At 61.7% G+C, this 17,513-nt stretch carries 14 protein-coding genes; all 14 read right to left on the reverse strand.

The genetic code is table 11. The features are described 5' to 3' along the window. Window positions 1-77: 77 nt before the first annotated feature. The 14 genes from asnB (Q331_RS20800) to Q331_RS0109110 all read right to left on the reverse strand — a co-directional run bounded on the left by asnB (Q331_RS20800) (window position 78) and on the right by Q331_RS0109110 (window position 17,504). Complete coding sequence (gene asnB, locus Q331_RS20800; RefSeq protein ID WP_084174951.1) at window positions 78-1,928, reverse strand: asparagine synthase (glutamine-hydrolyzing); 1,851 nt, start codon at window positions 1,926-1,928, stop codon at window positions 78-80. 32 nt (window positions 1,929-1,960) lie between these two features. Further along, window positions 1,961-2,866, reverse strand: coding sequence for a hypothetical protein (locus tag Q331_RS0109050; RefSeq protein WP_026380414.1), 906 nt, complete (start codon window positions 2,864-2,866; stop codon window positions 1,961-1,963). After that, window positions 2,856-3,920, reverse strand: a complete 1,065-nt coding sequence (locus Q331_RS0109055; RefSeq protein ID WP_026380415.1) for a Gfo/Idh/MocA family protein — start codon at window positions 3,918-3,920, stop codon at window positions 2,856-2,858. The genes Q331_RS0109050 and Q331_RS0109055 overlap by 11 nt, the downstream gene beginning before the upstream one ends. Next, window positions 3,904-4,896: a glycosyltransferase family 2 protein gene (locus Q331_RS0109060; protein WP_026380416.1), complete on the reverse strand. Its 993-nt coding sequence runs from the start codon at window positions 4,894-4,896 to the stop codon at window positions 3,904-3,906. The genes Q331_RS0109055 and Q331_RS0109060 overlap by 17 nt, the downstream gene beginning before the upstream one ends. 202 nt (window positions 4,897-5,098) lie before the next feature. Continuing rightward, window positions 5,099-6,451, reverse strand: coding sequence for a nucleotide sugar dehydrogenase (locus tag Q331_RS20805; RefSeq protein WP_084174953.1), 1,353 nt, complete (start codon window positions 6,449-6,451; stop codon window positions 5,099-5,101). Window positions 6,452-6,817: 366 nt separating this feature from the next. Further along, window positions 6,818-8,182 carry a glycosyltransferase family 4 protein gene (locus Q331_RS0109070; protein ID WP_026380417.1) on the reverse strand — a complete coding sequence of 455 codons (1,365 nt, stop codon included), beginning with the start codon at window positions 8,180-8,182 and terminating at the stop codon, window positions 6,818-6,820. Next, entirely contained in the window at window positions 8,179-9,648 is a 1,470-nt protein-coding gene (locus Q331_RS0109075; protein WP_084174955.1) for a glycosyltransferase, read from the reverse strand. The genes Q331_RS0109070 and Q331_RS0109075 overlap by 4 nt, the downstream gene beginning before the upstream one ends. Window positions 9,649-9,702: 54 nt before the next feature. After that, window positions 9,703-11,013, reverse strand: a complete 1,311-nt coding sequence (locus Q331_RS0109080) for a glycosyltransferase (RefSeq protein WP_026380419.1) — start codon at window positions 11,011-11,013, stop codon at window positions 9,703-9,705. Further along, complete coding sequence (gene asnB, locus Q331_RS0109085; protein WP_026380420.1) at window positions 10,998-12,866, reverse strand: asparagine synthase (glutamine-hydrolyzing); 1,869 nt, start codon at window positions 12,864-12,866, stop codon at window positions 10,998-11,000. Before asnB (Q331_RS0109085) ends, Q331_RS0109080 begins: the two co-directional genes overlap by 16 nt. 24 nt (window positions 12,867-12,890) lie before the next feature. Next, window positions 12,891-13,823 carry a polysaccharide deacetylase family protein gene (locus Q331_RS0109090; protein WP_026380421.1) on the reverse strand — a complete coding sequence of 311 codons (933 nt, stop codon included), beginning with the start codon at window positions 13,821-13,823 and terminating at the stop codon, window positions 12,891-12,893. Window positions 13,824-13,830: 7 nt separating this feature from the next. Further along, window positions 13,831-14,721: a class I SAM-dependent methyltransferase gene (locus Q331_RS0109095; protein WP_026380422.1), complete on the reverse strand. Its 891-nt coding sequence runs from the start codon at window positions 14,719-14,721 to the stop codon at window positions 13,831-13,833. Continuing rightward, window positions 14,711-15,319, reverse strand: a complete 609-nt coding sequence (locus tag Q331_RS20810) for a hypothetical protein (protein WP_156953304.1) — start codon at window positions 15,317-15,319, stop codon at window positions 14,711-14,713. Before Q331_RS20810 ends, Q331_RS0109095 begins: the two co-directional genes overlap by 11 nt. Window positions 15,320-15,393: 74 nt before the next feature. Further along, window positions 15,394-16,305: a class I SAM-dependent methyltransferase gene (locus tag Q331_RS0109105; RefSeq protein WP_026380423.1), complete on the reverse strand. Its 912-nt coding sequence runs from the start codon at window positions 16,303-16,305 to the stop codon at window positions 15,394-15,396. Beyond that, window positions 16,302-17,504: a glycosyltransferase gene (locus Q331_RS0109110; protein WP_026380424.1), complete on the reverse strand. Its 1,203-nt coding sequence runs from the start codon at window positions 17,502-17,504 to the stop codon at window positions 16,302-16,304. Before Q331_RS0109110 ends, Q331_RS0109105 begins: the two co-directional genes overlap by 4 nt. Window positions 17,505-17,513: the final 9 nt, after the last annotated feature.

Genomic DNA, 17,513 nt, shown 5'->3' on the forward strand with positions numbered 1-17,513 from the left:
AAGCCCGTCCAGCCGCGGCTCGGACTTCACCAACGAGATCGAGGCCCGCATCCGCTGTCCCCACGACGGCTTCGCCCTTAGCGATTTGCTGTATTGGCATCGAGCCACATATGCAGGCTGGCCATCGTCACCAGGCGCTTCGAGGCGAGAAAGTCGCCACGCCGCAGATGGGCGAGGTTCTCCTCAACAAATGGCTGCTTCAGAATGCCGTGGCGACGCACGGTCTCGGGCGACAGCCAATCGCCGCAGAGCCTTTCCAGACCCGCACGATAGCGCTGCTCCATCGGCACGTGAAAGGCGAGCTTTGGTCTTGCCCAGGCGCCGCCCTGGCGCTTCAGAACCTCCCGTAGGACACGTTTATTGTGACCGTCTGCCAAAAAGAGCTCATCGGGCGCCGAAAGCATATGCTCGTAGAGTCGCGGATCGAGGAAAGGAACGCGCGCCTCCAACCCATGCGCCATGCTGAGTTGATCCATCTTGTTGAGGATCTGATAGGGCAGCCAGGTGCGCACTGTCTCGAGCATCACGTTCGACAGGCTGAGATCCATACCGTTCGCGGGCGTCGGGATGCCGAGATCGGCCGCACGGGTGATGTCGCGATCGTCAATCACGGCACAGGCATTGCGATAAATGCCTTCCGGCCGGTGCAGATCCGTGACCATCCTTGCCACTTTCTCACGGCCCAACACACCCAGAGATGCCTGATAGTCGAAGAAACGATCAAGAAGGGCACTCGGGACCATGCGCACCAGGGGCGACAGGAGATGGGCGAAGGGAAGAAGCCGCCGCAGCCGGTCGAACTTCGCAAAGGCGGCAAAATGGACGTAGCCGCCAAACACTTCATCAGCGCCTTCGCCCGTCAGGACCACCTTCACGTCCCTGGCGGCCGCTTCACAGAGCTGGTAGGTCGGCAGGATGATGGCGTCACCGACCGGCAGATCCATGCAGGCAATCGCGTCATAATGGTTCGAGAAATCGTCCGCATTGTCGACATCAACGACCTTGTGCCGAGCCCCAATAGCCTCGGCGGTTTCAAGAGCGCCCGCCGTCTCATCGCCAGCATCGCGCATGCTGAAAGTAAAGGCCGTCATATCGTAGGCGGCGTGGCGGGCGGCAAAGCGCGCGATCACGGAGGAATCGACGCCCCCGGACAGAAACAGCCCGACCGGAAAGTCCGACTGCAGCTGAGCACGAACCACATCGTCGATGAGCGCCTCGGTTTCGTCGACCCATTCGGCAAGGCTGAGCTGCGAGTGCTCCTTGCGCGCGGCGGGCTGCCAGTAATGCGTTAGCCGCGGTTCCTCGTTCGCCGGCTTCTCAAGGATCGTGCCGGGTGCAAGCGTGCGGATTCCACGAAAGAAATGCTGCCCGTTTGGGACATAGCGGTATTGGAGAAAGTCTCGGAGCGCCCGCTCGTCGAGGCTGCGGTCGACTTCCGGATGGCAAGCAAGCGCCTGGGCGCATGAGGAAAAAGCTATGCCGCCGGGAATATCGGCATAGTAAAGCGGCTTAATGCCGAAATGATCGCGCACCAAGTAAACCGTTTTGGTGCGCGCATCGTGAAGGGCGAAGGCGAAAATACCATTCAACTCGGCGAAAAAAGTCGGGCCGAAAATCGCATAGCCGAGTGGGATCAGCTCCGTATCGCAGTCTGTGCGGAAGCTCTGGCCGGCGGCTTCGATTCTCGCTCGCAGCTCAGGGTAGTTGTAGATCTCTCCATTGTAGCTAACGGATATCCTGCCATCCTCTGTGACCATGGGCTGAGCGCCGCCATCCATGTCGAGGATGGCAAGCCGGGTATGACCGAGGCAAATGCCGCTCGCGCAATAGGTGCCCTCGCCATCAGGACCACGATGACGGATGGCGTCCACCATGCGATCGATGAGCCCATCGATCCGTGGCCCTGTGTATCCGGCAATTCCGCACATGTTAGAGTGCGCCTGTTGGTGCCGGCGGAACGCTATTCCGCCAAACGCGCAATGCGCGGCATGTTACGGTCGATCGCTGAGAATGTCTCGGCGATATGCTCGCTCCGTGACACGCCGACCACGATGCCATCGATGTTCGGAACGGTCGACAAATAGCTGTAGGCCTCCTCGGGCTTCAGATAACCTGAAGCCAAGGATCCCATGATGAGTAGGCTGCAGTCGTTCTCGGCCACCGCCTTCTCGCACGCTCCGCGATCCGGATTCATGTGGTAGCCGCATTTGTTGAAATGCGTCATCACAAGCGGTGGCGGAAGGCCCCATTCCCTGAAGCGCGCGAGCAGGAAGGGCAGGTTCTTTGTCGCAAAACCGCCCTGTGCGGAATAGGATTTGCGGATTTCCTCAAGATAGAACTCGAAGACCTGCGGCATCCCGAAGGCAAGCGCCAGGTCGGTGAACGCGTCATGCAGGAAAACCGCCGGCATGTTCAGCGGCAAAAATGGCTTGAGTTCCAGCTGCATCAACGCGGAGAGCGTGGCGTTGATGTCTTTCGACACGAAAGCCCGGCTGCCCATGGCGAACAGCTTCAGCTTCTGCGACAGCGTCGTGCCGGACAACATCTCCAGCACGACGTTGACCATGCCGACCTCGTTGGCCCTCGTTACATATTTCTGGGCGTAGGGCAGCAGAGGATAAATGCGAAGATCCTGTCGCAGCCGCGGATCGGCGGCGATCGCGGCAGATAGGGGGGCGGCCCGCTCATGCGTCGACATCATCATACCGCCCGCCCCGGCGGCATGCGCCTCCCTCACCACCGCCAGGATTGCGGAGGGATCGGCGAAATGCGCCGCCCTCTCCATTCCTCGCTGGCTTGAGAGATGATCGACACCGAAGAAGGCGTTGTGGCCGAGAACGATCCCGGCAAGCACGTCAGCGGACATTCGTATGTCCCTCCTTGAGGGAGACGGGCACGCCGTTACCTTCCGCCGACAGATAGGCCGCGTCGATTACGCGCTGAACCTCGAAGGCGGAGCGGATGTCCGAGCCGACCTCGCCTTCGCCGCGCACGGCGCCAAGAAACTCCATCGCCTGATCCGTGTAGATCGTTCCACCGATATCGAAAGGCACGCCCTTGTAGAGATCGGGCTTGCGCCATCGGTGCCACCCCGCGGCGAGGCTCCCGACGCCATCGACAAGAAAGAGCTGGACCTGATCGTCATCGACATCGAGCGTCCCGTTCTCGCCCTGCACATGGATTGCGACGGTAGGCGTTCGATAGTGGCGCGCCGACCACGAGGCATCCAAAAAACCGCGAAGACCATTCTCGAACTGCAGGAAGACGTGCGCGTGATCCTCCACCTGCTGGGAGTAAAGGCGACCCATCTGTGCGCTGACCCAATCGATGGGCCCGAAAAAGTGACGCAACAGGTCGATGAGGTGCGAATTCTGTGTAGTCAGGACCCCACCCCCGGAGACCTTCGGATCGTAGCGCCAGCCTTTTCCGCGCTTGAAAAGCTGACCGATATACATGCTCGAGCGCAGCATCTGGAGCCTGCCAAGAGCGCCACTGGCGATGATCTCCCTGGCCTTGACCGCGGTGTGCTGGAACCGTGTCATATACCCGACCATGTTGACGACCGGGTGCGCCGTCAGCTCCGAAAGCAAAGGCTCGGCCTGGGCGGCATCGGTCGATAGCGGCTTTTCGATGAAAACATGCCTGTCCCGGCGGATACATTCCAGAGCGACGGGCACATGCAATCCAGTCGGCGTCGCAATGGCCACGACATCCGGCTCGATTTGGTCGAGCAGCTTCTCAAAGTCGGTGAAAACCTCGATCCCCGTCGTGCGAGCCTTGAGGCCGTTCAGAACCGTCTTGGCCTTGTCGGCGACGGCAACGAGGCGGCAACCGGGGAGCGCGTGAAGGGTCGCCGCGTGCAAGAGGCCAAGCTTGCCGAGACCGATAACGGCCGCCCGGAGTTCAGAGGTTTGATGCATGTCTTTCCTTTGTCGCCTTCCGCTCGGCGGAACTGCCGAGCAACGGCGGACTGACCCGGCCGCGATCGACGGCACGCTTGATCTGCGTGACCAGCTGCAGGAGAACGCCGAAGAAGAAAAACTGCATGCCGGCCAGGACCAGCAAGGCGATAAGAACCAGCCCTGGCGTTCGGTGAGCCAACCTGAGCGAAAAGTCTTCCTGATACAGAATGAAAAAGAAATAGAGAAACGCGAAACCGATGAGCGACAAGCCAAGCATATACAGGGTTTGCATGTGATGACCGGAACGCAACAAAAGAACCGGCAATGTATAGAATATATAGCGCGGGATTGAGCCAACAACGCGCGAGTTGCCGTGCTGGCGCATCCGCCAGGCGCTGGGCAGCTCTACGACTTTGAAGCCTTTTTCAACCGCATCGATAATCGTTTCCTGCACGTAAGTGTGCGTGCCGATCATCTCCAACTCGCGCGCGACCACCGGAACCATGGCGCGAATGCCGCCGTGGCTGTCGGTCAGATCGAGCCCCGTCTTGCGATTGAGCATGTAGGTGAGGATGCGTGTGCCGACGCGGTTGATGAACCGGTAGCGATAACCTACCAGGCCAGACTCCTTGAAGCGCGAGCCGAGTACGAGATCGGCGCCGCCCTGCGTCACCGCGGCCACGAAGCGCCCGATTTCCTCGCGCACGGCTGTCTGGCCGTCACCATCGATGCTGAGAATGATATCTGGCTCGAACGCCAGCGCCGCTTTGAGCCCCCGGTACATCGCCGAGCCTAGCCCTTCGCCGCCGCCGATGAGCACGCTAGCCCCGGCGGCTTCGGCACGTTCGCGGGTCGCATCACGCGAATCGTCGACAACCAGAATCTCGATGCGATCGTAGTGGAGTACGCGCAGCGAGGACCGTACCTCCTCGATCACCGCCGCGATCGAGGCCTGCTCGTTCTTGGTGGGGATGACCACGACGGCAGTTGGCATCAGCAGTATCCTTGTACGGCCGCCGTCAAACCCGAACGGATCGCGTGATCATTGGATGACAGGGTGAATGTCGCCAGCGAGCCGCGCCGCCAGGATTGGCGTCCTGAAGCCGCAGTGCCAATGCGACGGGCTGCGGCCGCCGAAAGCCGCCTCGCGACCCGCCATGAACAATTGATCCGCATCCGCCGCGCAAACAGCATGCTCAGTGCGAGACGGTACGCAAAGCCGCATGCCCGCACGAGCCCGGCCAGAACAAGCCGGAAATATCGGCCTTGATCCCCGAATGGTCTGACAGACCGACCAGATCGAACAGCGTTTGTCCGCGTTTCCATGGCAGGCTGGCTATAGGGACGGGTGTGCAAGCGCGCGCCAGAATCACAAGGTCCGTCTCCTCAACGAGCCGGTGACAGTCTTCCACCAGCATGGTCGCCAAATGAGGCAGGCTTTCCAGGGCGAAACGTCGGTTACTTCCAACCAGGCGCTCGGGCATCAGATTGTTGTCGTAGACAAGGATCGATCTGCCCTTGCCGAGCAGATGCTCGGCAATCGTCACCATAGGGGAATCGCGCAGATCATCGGTTTGGTCCTTAAAAGCTAGACCGATCATCCCAATTCGGCGGCCTTCCATGTGCAATATCTGCGAGATGATGTTCTGAATCTGCGCCTCGTTCGACAGCGGCACATGCTCAAGCATAGGCACGTGAAGCGCCTCCTGCCTCGCCCAACTGATCACACCTCTAAGATCCTTCGGAAGACAGCTGCCGCCATAAGGCATGCCGGGCCGAAGATACTTCGTCGAGATATTGAGTTTGGTATCGAGGCAGAAGACATCCATCACAGATCTCGAATCGACGCCGAAGGAATGTGCCAGGAGACCGATCTCGTTCGCAAAAGTGACCTTGACCGCGTGAAAGCAATTGTCGGCATACTTCACCACTGCCGCGACGTCGGGCTCGACATAGCGGACAGGCGCGTCAATGCCGGGATAAAGCTGCTGACAGATCTTTCTGACAGCCTCGTCGGTACAGCCAAAAACGATCTTCGACGGCTCAAAGAAATCCGTTACAGCCTGACCTTCGCGGAGAAATTCGGGATGCACACAGTAACCGACTGGCTGTCGCGGCATAAGCTCACGCGCCAGAATATCCATCAGTTCCCGATGAACGGAGGGAAGCGCCGTCGAGCGTGTAAGTATTGGGATGCATCGTTCATGCGCAGCGCGAAACTCGGCGATCTCTCCGACAACCTGGCGAAGAAAAGAAGTGTCGATCGCGCCATTGCGCAGCGAGGGCGTTCCCACGCAAACGAAACAAGCATCGCATTCCTGCAACGCCTCTCCGGCATTGGTCGTCGCTGAGACTGCGCCACGCCGATGCGCCTGCGCCAACAGGTCGTCAATGCCAGGTTCCTGCAGAGGCGCCTTCCCGTTGGCGATACAGTCCACCTTGTTCGGGTCGGGGTCGACACCTATCACTCGATGACCGAGGCGGGCCAAGCAGGCGGTGCTGGTTGCCCCGACATAACCCAATCCAAAAACGGCTACGGTTAGTCCCATTGGGATACCCCTCGGGAGCGGCGAAAAGCGATTGAGACCTCCTCACGGTCGTCGCATCCACGGTAAACGCGGCGCTGTCCCCGTATCGCCCCGAACCAACGCCCGGGTCTCTCCGCTCATGTCGCCGCTGTTCGTAGGCGGCCGGAGCGCTGCTCGCAAGCACGCAAATGCAACACATGCGCCCATAACGCCCGTCACAGCCAACAATGACTGTCATATACGCGTCTACACATCACCCGCCCCGTCATTTGCTACGGCATGTCCGTCGGAGACGAGAAGAACGCAACTAGATTTAAACAAAATACATATCGAAGAACCCTAAAAAACGCGCGCTCCCGTGTGCTGCGAGAGGTAGGACCGCGCTGGTCATCGAGAAGCCAGCGTCGCGACAGAGGAAGATTGCTTGTCGCCTTCGGGTTCGTCGGCGCAGGCGCGTATTAGACGAACGAGACCCTCGGCCGCCCGTCCAGCATTGTGCGTTCGGTCAATATAGCTTCGTACGGCGTCTGATGCCCGCAACCACGCAGCCTCGTCCGACACCAGCCGCTCGATCCCGGCACACAGAGCATTCATATCACCGGCGGCGACGAAGCCGGATCCGGTGGCGGTCAGGAACCCGTCTGGGTCGACGACCAGAGATGCGATAGGCACCCCTGCCTTGCCTGCCTGCAGAAAGGTGTTCGGAAAGCCTTCCAGGGTGGACGTACTGACCAAGATGCGGGCGCGGGCGAATAGCCCGTCGATCTCGGAGAACGGTACGTAATCGTCGATCGTGACATTCGCCGGACGCTCCTTCAGAACCGTTTCATGCAGTGTCGGATCTGAGCGCGTCATCACCATATGGAAGCGCCGATTCGGCAATGCGCGAGCGAGTTCGAGGCAGAGCTCCGGGCGCTTGCATCCGTCGGATTTGCCGACCCACAAAACGTCGATATCGCGGCCCTCACCTGGCGCGACCGGATCGGTCACCACCGGATTTGCGATGATGAGGCCATCCCTGCCAAAGGCCTCCGCGAGACGCTGCCGCTGCCATTCGGTCTGAACGACGATCGCCGATGCGTGAGCTAAAGCATATTGGCCACGCCATGACGTCCGCCCCCATGCATCGACCTCCTCGCTGGCGAACCGAAAATGGTCCGCAAGATCGGAATCGCTGCCAATACAAAGAACGCTGGCACATCCACGGCGACGGCAACAAGCGATCGTCTCAGCGCTGACGTCGTTGACGCCGAAGGTCACGACGACATCGGCAGCGCAGCGCTCCAGCAAGGCCGCTGTCTCGCTGGCGCAGCACGGCTCCGCGAATTCGGCGGTGGCGCCATCGGCTTCTGCCTGGGGAGCCTCGGTTCCGCCGACGGCGGGCCTCAACCGATGCGGTAGCGCCAGCAGGGGTCGCACCACCGGCCGCAGTACCCTCCTGAAGGGAAGACGAGCCCAGACAGCATAGGCGAGCCGACGCACGAGCGTGCGGGCCGAGGCCCCGGCAATGAGAGCCGGCGCCCCGATCATCGGGTAGCCCGGATGCTGGTGGACAAGAACGTCGTCGATCAATTGCCGGTCGGCCGCACCGTGATGGCCGACGAAGAAATGGACAGTGAGGTCGTCCTTGGCGGCCACCAGACGCGCCAGGAGAGCGGCACGGACCTCCGACCCGCCGAAAGGAGCGCGCGATGCCGTATCGAACAACGGATAGGCATACAGCGCAACGAAGCAGACATTTGAGGTTTTCAAGCCGCCGCCCTGATCAAGCTGGGCGAAAAGTCTTCGACCGCCGAAGGCATCTCGTAGACCGCCAGCGTTTCGTCAATCATACGTTCATATCCAAAACGTTCCGCGATGAAAGCCGGGCTCTCTTGCGTGGCGCGCCGTCGCCATGTCTCGTCGGCGAGGATGAACAAAATGCGCTCCGCCAAGAAGCGTGCATCATGCGGCCTGACGGCAAATCCTGTGACCTCCGGCAAAATCGCCTCCGATGCACCGCCTCCATCGGTCGTCACCACCGGCACGCCGATCATCTGTGCTTCCACGAGGGCGTTCGGGAGCCCTTCCAGCCTGGAGGTCAAAAGCAGGACATCCATTGCGCTGAGCGCCGCCGCCGGATTGGCGACGACGCCCGGGAAGACCATCCGCTCCAGAAAGCCATACGCTTGCGCGCGATCCTTCGCAGCGGCCAAGAGCGCTCCGTCGCCAACCATGAGAAAGCTCGCATCGGGTCGTTCACGCGCCACGATGGCGGCGGCCTGGATCCAAAGAAACGGCCCTTTTTCCTCGTTGAAACGCATCAACCCGCCGATGACGGGTCCGTTCCAGATTTGAATCTGGTCGCGGAAAGCCCTTGCCTCCCTGGCCGAGGCGCGCACGAAATCCTCTGTACGCACCCCATTCCGCAACACCTTGATACGGTCGGCGGAAATACCAAGCCAGCGCGCATAATCCCGAGAACCCGCAACGCTGTTGTTCAAGATCGTCACGTTCGGCTGACGCAGCAGCGTGCGATAGCCATTGCGCATATAGGGCTGATAAAGCCCGAAATGGGTCGGGGCAACGCTACGACAACTGAGGACGATTTTCGGCACCCCGGCAATCAACGCGGCGATACCAGCTTTGACGTTCATCTCGTCAAGCCAAGAATGAACGACTTGCGGACGCTGGGTAATGAACTCGGCCGCGTAACGGCATATGCTCTCCGCGATCCACGGCGGCAAGGTGGACAGCCTATGCCGGTACCGCGATGCAACAAGCTCCGCGAGAGCGCGCATCGCAGGATCCATCTCGTCCAGGCGTTTAACCGTTCTGGCCGACACCCCGGCGCGCCGCAGCGGCGCGGCGAAGAAGTCGCCTTCGCCCGGAGCCATCGCTTCGCATAGAAGCGCCACGTCGCGATGGCCGCGCGCGACCAATCCAGTCAGCGTGTTCACCGCCTGTCGCTCAGCGCCACCGGCACCCAAGGTGCCAGTCACGACGATGACGCGCCCCGCAACGGCCGTGTGTTGACCGGAGGAACGTGAGAGGGGCCGTGCCGGATAGGTCGGCGGCAAGGTTCCGCGAGCAAACACGCGCCGTATCGGCTGCACAATTCGAAGCGTCGAAAACCACCTTTGACAGTATACGAGGATTGCATGGAGCTCAGCTCGAAGCGGGATGCGCCGAAGAACCTTGCGCAGGATCGGCTGACCTCTATCGGAGCCTTCTGACATTAGGCACCCAAGCGTATGGCGCTTTCATCTATCATGAAGCGAGTCGGCATGATCTCAAAAGAATATTCTCTGAAGCGGCGACCTCCGCCCTCTCGCAGCCTTGGCTTCAAGCGCCATCTTCTCAAATTTCCCCGCGACAAACGGAACCTCGTACTGCCTTACCGCCTCCCGATGCTGATTGCTCATTGCAAGTTTATTTAATTCAAATCTACACAACGCTTGCGACAGAGCGTTAACGACAGAAATTGGGTCGTTGGGGTCCAATACTTCGTAACCCAATTCGCGAACGATGTCAGCCGATGCTCCCCGCTGGGGCGTGAGAGCTAGAATCGGCTTTTCCATCATCATGTAGTCGACAAGCTTGGAGGGAAAAAACACATTCGTCTCTGCCGGCGCGTCGATCAACACCAGCACGTCCGCCTTCGACATCTCCCGGAGACTGTCCAAATAGCTCATCCGACTGGCGAAAACGACGATATCCCCAAGACCAAGATCTGCCGCAAGGGTTTCCGCTTCTTCCGCGCCTGATCGTTCGCCGACGACCTGCAACTCAATACGCCCAGCCAGTTCCGTTTTCTGTCGCAGCATCGACAACGCCCGCAGCAGCACGTTCGGCGTACGCCGGCCGGGGAAGAGTTGGCCGACATAGGCAAGTCTTAACGGACGTTTCATTGCTTCAGCCGGCTGGCCTTCTTCCACCAAAGTCCGCAAATCCGAATCGATGGCATGCGGTAGCACCCGAGCCTTCCGGCGAAGCGCCGGAGGGTATTTGCGCATGACGAGATCGGCAGCGTATTCGTTGGTGAACAGGAGAAGGTCCGCCTGACGCACGACGGCGGCCTCCCGCCGCGCCTGCAATTGGCGGCTCTCCTTAGAAAGGCCGGAGACGTAGGGATTGTCCACCCACGGATCGCTAAAATGGGCAATCCAAGGTATACCTCGCCGCCACCGTCGCAACTTCAGTCCAACGAGATGGTCACGCCAGGGTTGGGCGAAGGTCACCAGCACATCGCAACCATCCACGAGATCGGCATTGCGCACCGCTTCGGCGGCACGGCTTGCCCAGATCTCGTCCTCGTCGGGTTTGGCGCCCTTCAGTCGCGACCAGAATCGGACGAGCGGATGAGAGGGTTCCTGGTCGAGATTGCCGAAATCGACAAGAAACGGCGTATAATAGCCGGCATTCAGGTCCCGAAGCGTCAGATCGAGGATATCGGTCTTCGGCAAATCCGCCAGCCGAGGCGTCACGACGACGCTCTGCCAGCCGAGCTTGCTCAGTCCTTTCAGCAGACGAACCACCTGGATGGAGCGCGGATAAAGCGCCGGCGGCATTGCCCAGGAGACGGCGATCAGGCGCTTGTCCATACGCGCAGCCACTGTTCGAGGATGATCAGGTTCCAAAGACGGTGCCTGGAGGGACCGTCGGCGTCGACAGCGGTACCGGCCCGCACCGCATCTTCCAAGGCGGCGCGATGACACCATGCGGAAAGCGCGCTGGAAGGCGACAGCAGGCACTCTCGCGCCCAGCCCGCAAGCGGGCCTGACAACCAGCCGTAGACGGGTACCGGAAAGCCCTGCTTTGGCCGCTCGATGATCTCGGCCGGCAACAGGCTTGCCGCGAAACGGCGCAGCACGTGCTTGGTCTCAAGATCGCCTTGGGGACCGCGCCCGACCTTTGCCGCGGCGGGCGCGCGCGCCGCCCATTCGACAAGCCGATAGTCAAGAAAGGGCGTCCGCAGTTCGAGCGAGTGGCCCATCGACATGCGATCGGCCTTCATCAGGAGATCCTCCACCAGCCAATCCTGGCAGTAGAGATAAAGCATCTGATCAAGCGCCGGCCGGCATCCGCCGCGTTGCAGATGTGCCCTGAGGACATCCAGGCTGTCTCGCGCTTCGATGGGTCGCGAAAGCAGGTCGCCTTTCTCGCGCGAGCTGAGATAGTTGGTCATATGGCCGGGCACCGCATCGTGCCTCACGTCGCCACCGGCCATCCCCCTCGTGGCGAGCCCGAGACGCTCGTATAGCCGCTGGAGGGGTCCTGCCGTCGGCGCCGGAAACATTTCCTCGCGGCGCATCAGCCAGCGGTCGAAATCGTAGCCGGCCAGGATCTCGTCGGCGCCCTCCCCCGACAGAGCGACGGTGACGCTGCGGCGCGCCAGTTCCGACACGTAGTAAAGGGGGACCGAAGCGAGATCCGCCAGGGGCTCGTCGGTCAAATGAACGAAGTGCGGCAGGAAATCGAGGAACTGGCGCTCGCCAATCTCCACTTCGGCATGGTCGGTTCCGAGATGGTCGGCGACGCGGCGAGCATGGACGCGCTCGTCCGTCTCCGGACTATCGCAGAAGGAAACCGAGAAGGTCTTGAGATTGTGGCCGTGGCTGCGGACGGCGACGGCGGCAACGGCGCTGCTGTCCAGCCCGCCGCTCAACATGATACCGACCGGCACGTCGGCGATCATGCGACGCTCCACGGCGTCGGTAAAAAGATCGCCGAACTCCTTCACCAGCTCCGCTTGCTCGCGCGCGCGCGCATTGGGTGGCGGGATGTCCCACCATCGTTCGATGCATGGCTCCATGCCGGGCTTGATGACGAGGCGGTGGCCCGCAGGAAGCTTGAAGATGTTCTTCCACATCGTGCCGGGTCCCGGCACGTAGCGGAAAGTCAGATAGTCCCAAATCGCCCCAGGTTCGATGTCGCGGCGGGTACCGGCCAGCGCCAGGATCGCTTTGATCTCCGAGCCGAATGCGAAGATCTGCCCATCCCAATAGTAGTAGAGCGGTTTGACGCCCAGGCGGTCGCGAACCAGGTGCAAGGCACGTTCACGCCGGTCCCAGATCGCGACGGCGAACATGCCGTTGAGCTCATGGAATCCATCAAGACCATGCGCCACGTATTGGCGAAGGATGGTCTCCGTATCGGATACCGTTCGGAACCGGGCGCCGCGCTCCAGCTCAAGCTTCCGCCGAATATCGCGGTAGTTGAAAATCTCACCGTTGAAGACGATCTGAACGGCGCCGTCCTCGCTCGCCATCGGCTGGTGCCCGCCCGCGATGTCGATGACGCTGAGCCGCTGCATGCCCAGCGCTACGTCGGTATCGATATAGGTTCCGCGATCGTCCGGCCCGCGATAAACGATCGTGTCGCACATCGCCGCAAGCATCGCACGGCGCGCGTCTTCCGATTCCGCGACGCCTAGGAACCCCGCAATACCGCACATCGTCCTAGCGCGCCGATTGTGCCATCAGAGCGCGCGGAAGCGCCGGACCGCCTCGCGCCCCTGCAGGGACGGCAGGTTCCGTTTCGCGACGAGGTCGATCGCCTTCTCGAACGCCGCCTGGCCGGCGACATGCGAGGGGTCGCAGTAATAGGTCAGAATTCCGGGCATTTCCTCGGCGAGCATACGCTCCACCGTCTCGCTGAACAGCTCCCAATATATCTCGCCGAGCGCGTAGTTCGTCCGGTCCGTCAGATAGGTCCAGGAATCGAGAATGGTCGGCGGGTAGCGATACGACCCCATGGTCGGGAGCTCGACGAATTCGTCCATATCGACCACGGGACCGCGGGAAAGCGCCATTGCGGGTATCGTCGTCGAGGCGTAGCGATAGCCGAGCGGCTTCAACTGCCCATAGAGGAATTGCAGCTGCTCGGGTGCCTGAAAGCAGCCGAAATGCGGCGCGCGAAAGCCCTCCGGCACGACGCCGGTCGCCGCGATCACCGCCTCGTGGCCCGCAGCGATATCTCCAGCCACCTCATCGCGTTCCATGTCGGCATAGAACGTCGCGCTCTGGTAACGCCCGTCGCGCCACTCCGCATGCGGCCGGTAGCCATGATTGAGGAACTCGGCTCCGGATTCGGCAAGACGCCGCCAGGTGGCCGCCCCGTTCTCCAGCTGTACGCCGGGAACCGCATAGCCGGACCGAATCCCGCGTCGTCGCAAATCGGTCTCAAGCGCCTCGGCGGCGGCGATATCCTCGTCGGTATCGCAATCGAAGGTCAGAAGCAGGTAGAGCCGATCGACGCCCGCGGCCCGGCAAAGCTCGGCGTAGCCCCGCATCTGGGCAACGTTCTCCGCCTCAGGCTCAGCATTCTGCCGACCGGCCGGCACCCCGCTGTCTTCGGGGGACGGGCGGAATCCGAAACGTTGCAGGAGGGCGGCGATCATCGTGCGTCCCATGCTCTGCTCAGGTAGACCGCTTGCCGGTGATCCACAAGCTCCAGCCCCAGCGACGTGCCAAAGCCTTGATTCTCGGCAACGGCAGGCGTTTTGTTCCAAGTTCAGGGCCCCAGATGTTGAGTACATTCGGCACGTCGGTACCCAGAACCCGAATGTCCACCCCCTGATATTGCTGGAAGAGCTCCTCACGAATCTCGCGCTTCGTCACCGGCCAGGTATGCGGATTGCCTTCGCGACGATCCCCGTCCGCGTAGCGGCTGGCCAGTTCGACTTCCTTCAGCCATCGACGCTCCATGTTGACGAACCCTTCCTGCCAGCCGACCAGAAAGCGGTAGAGAAGAGACTCCCGATTATAGAGCATGACGCCGACGCCGCCCCCGGGCTTGAGCACCCGCCGCAATTCCTCGATGGCCGCCTTCGTACCCGGCGTGTGGTGCAACACGCCCCAGGAATAGACGAAGTCGAAGCTTTCGCTTTCGAACGGCAGGGTCTCGCCGTCAGCCTCTCGAATGTCGCCCGATAGACCGAAGATACTGAAGCGATTGCGCGTCTGAGCCACCGCCACCGGGTTGATGTCGACGGCTGCGACCTCTGCCCCCTGACGCGCCCAGTTCATCGCCATACAGCCCATGCCGCATCCGACTTCAAGGACGCGCGCGCCACGGTAGCGCGGATAGTCGAAGAGTCGCGAAAATGGGCCTTCCGGCCCGTGAAGCGGCATATTCCAGCGATAGAACGTAGCGTCGGCGTTCTCGAAGAACTCCCGCGATCCGAGCTCCACCGCTTCGACGCCGCCCTGGCCAGCATATTCGGTGTTGCCGTGCTCCTCCCCGTAGGTCATCGGGAAGTCGGCCCACCAGCGACGAATGGCGGTTTTCACGTCGGCATTATCGACCATGACGAGACCTCCGCGCATCGAGGGCGGCCAGCAAGGCCGACAGCGGCTGAACGGTGAGCGCGAGCGCTTTCTCAACGATGCGCGTATGCGCCAGAAAGCGAGATAGTCGCAGGCGCCGCGCTAAGCGTCGGTCGAACCGAAAGGCTCGCCGGCGGCCGTTCAGAACGAATAGGCCGGGCGCCCGTTCCAGGGCCACCCTATCCACGGCTTCGCAGCCCAAGCCCAGCGCATCCGCCCAGACGAGGACGACGTTGGCGAAATCGCCAGCCTGACCGAGTAAGCCCTCGCGCCAGGCGGCGGGATCAAGAGGATCGACCCGTTCGATCGATGCGAAGAGATCAGCGACTTCTGATGGTAGGCTCTCGGCGTCCTGAAGGGCGCTGTCGAGAACCAGGGCCGGTTTGTCCGAAGCGGCGATGATATCCGTTGCGCTTACCACCATCGCCATCTGATAGGCGAAGGCGCGCGGATTGGCATAATGGTCGCGATGAACGATGCGATGACCGCGCGCAGCGGGCGTTTCCAGCCGCGCGGCGAAGCTTCTCGGCGCACCCGTGCCGTCCCGATCGCGGCCGTGATAGGCAAGGACGACGAACAACGTCCGCCCGGCTTTCGGCGGGGGCGTCCAGGCGAGCGTCAGCGGCAGGCCCGCAGGTACGGCGGTTGGCGAATTCATGCCGACACGCCCTCCTTCGTGGCCAGCAAATAGAGCGACGATGCCTGTCGCGGCAGCAACGCCCGGCCGGCTAGCGAGAATAGATCGTCCACCATCTTGTATTTGCGGATGCGGCCGTCGAGCGCCCAGTCCGGCGGTCCCCAGCCCAGATGATGGGTATCCAGCACCTTGAAGCCGGCCTTGATCATCTTCAGCCCGATCGTTTGGCCGGTGTAGAAGTGACAATGGTCGGTGCTCATGATCGCCGCCGCATCGCGCCGATAGGCCCACTGCCACCACCAGGCACCTTCGTTCGGCGTGCCGAGAACCAGCAATCCTCCGGGTCTGAGGATACGCCTGATGGCGCGCAGCGCCGCGATATCGTCGGGGATGTGCTCGATGACATGGTTGAAAAAGATCACGTCGAAGGCCGAATCCTCTGCCGGGTAGTCGAGGATATCGGCGACAAACAAGGTCGCATCGGCATTGAGCGCCTTGGCCCGTGCAAGCCGCACGGCGTTGTAGTCGCTCCCATAGACGTGCTCGCCGTAGCGGGCAAGCCAGAGAAGATGATTGCCGTCGCCGCAACCGAGATCGAGAAGACGCGCCGCCTTGCGGCCGGCGCCGAGATGGCGCGCAAGCGCGCTCTCCACATAGAGCCGCCGCTTCTTCAGGTGATGACGCCAGGGGCTCGCCTCTTCGGGCGGTTGCACGGCCTCGTACCAGAGCGGATTGACCCGCCGCGCCTCCTCAAGTTCGGCCGAGAGCTCTTGCCAGTTTCGAACCAGCACCGGCACGCCGGCAACCGCGCCATACACCTCCCCGCATGCGCCGCAGGCGACACGCTCCTGCCCGGAAACTTGCAGCGCACTGGCGCCGCATGCCGGACAGACGAGCCCGGCATAGGCCGCCTCGCTCGTCACACTCATCGGCCGCCGCGCATGAAGCGCTCGTAGATTTCGACGACCTTCTTCTCCGTCACGGCCGGCGCCCAATTGGCCTGCGCATGTCGGTAGGCTCGGCGGCCGAGATCCTCGCGCGCGGCGTCGTCTCGCATCAGCCAGGAGATGGCATGGCTGTAAGATTCGACCGAGTTCTCCACCAGATGGACGAAGTCGCCATCCTCGAATTCAGGGACGGGCGGACCCAGACGCCTGTTGATGACGAGAGGCAATCCGGTCAGCAGAGCCTCCAGCACGGATTTGTTCAGCTCCCAGTATTCGGTATGGACAACGAACGCATCGAAAGACGGTAGGATCTCGCAAAGCTCGTCATTGTCGACGGCGGGCCGGAAGATCACGCGGTCCGTCACACCAAGTTCCGCACTCAGCGCCTCCAGCGCTGGCCGCTGCGGGCCGTCTCCGACGATGGTCAGTTCGGCCTCGGGCAGCTCCGCGACGGCGCGAATGATGTTGTCGGGGTTCTTCTCCGGCACCAGACGGCCGACGCAGACCATGCGGAACCGCTCGCCTCGGCTGTAATCGGACTTCTCGCGCAGGTTCGGACCGTTGAGGATGTTATAGCACACCTCGAAGCGCTCCACGCCGTGCCGCTGCACATACGGCACGATGGGCTTGTAGACCGGCATGACGAGATCGGCGGAGCGCAGCCCCGCATGCTCGATATACTCAAAGAACGCGTTGTGACGTTCCTGCTCGGGCGTGAAGGGCGGCCGGACGTGGCGCCGGACCGGATTGACGTCCGGGTTGATGTGCAGCGACATCACATAGGGAATGCCAAGCTTGCGCTTGATGCGGCTCGCCAGATAGCCGTTCCAGTCAGCGCCATGCAGACGGATGAGATGCGGGTCGATCCGTCTGGCGGTCTCCACGCCCGGCGCCGCCCAGTCGCGCAGCGGCTTCTTCCACCAGCTTTGCCAGTTTTGCGCGATCAAGCCCGGATCTTCCGGATGGGTGTGCCAGTGCAGCTCGGCCCGACCGACAGTCCGCTGGAGCGCTTGCAGATCGGGCGAGTCCTGACTCGTGGACAGGATATGCACGACGTCGAAGAGCTCCCCGGGATTGTAATAGTTGGGCTGGTATTCGCCCTTGGTCAGGATATCCGTCACGCGGTCGGGGATGATGACCAGCAGGCGGCGGGCCGCGTTGGACGACGACATGGAGGCCATATTGCTCGC

It is taken from the genome of Afifella pfennigii DSM 17143, assembly GCF_000688515.1.
GTDB classification, from domain to species: Bacteria; Pseudomonadota; Alphaproteobacteria; order Rhizobiales; family Afifellaceae; genus Afifella; species Afifella pfennigii.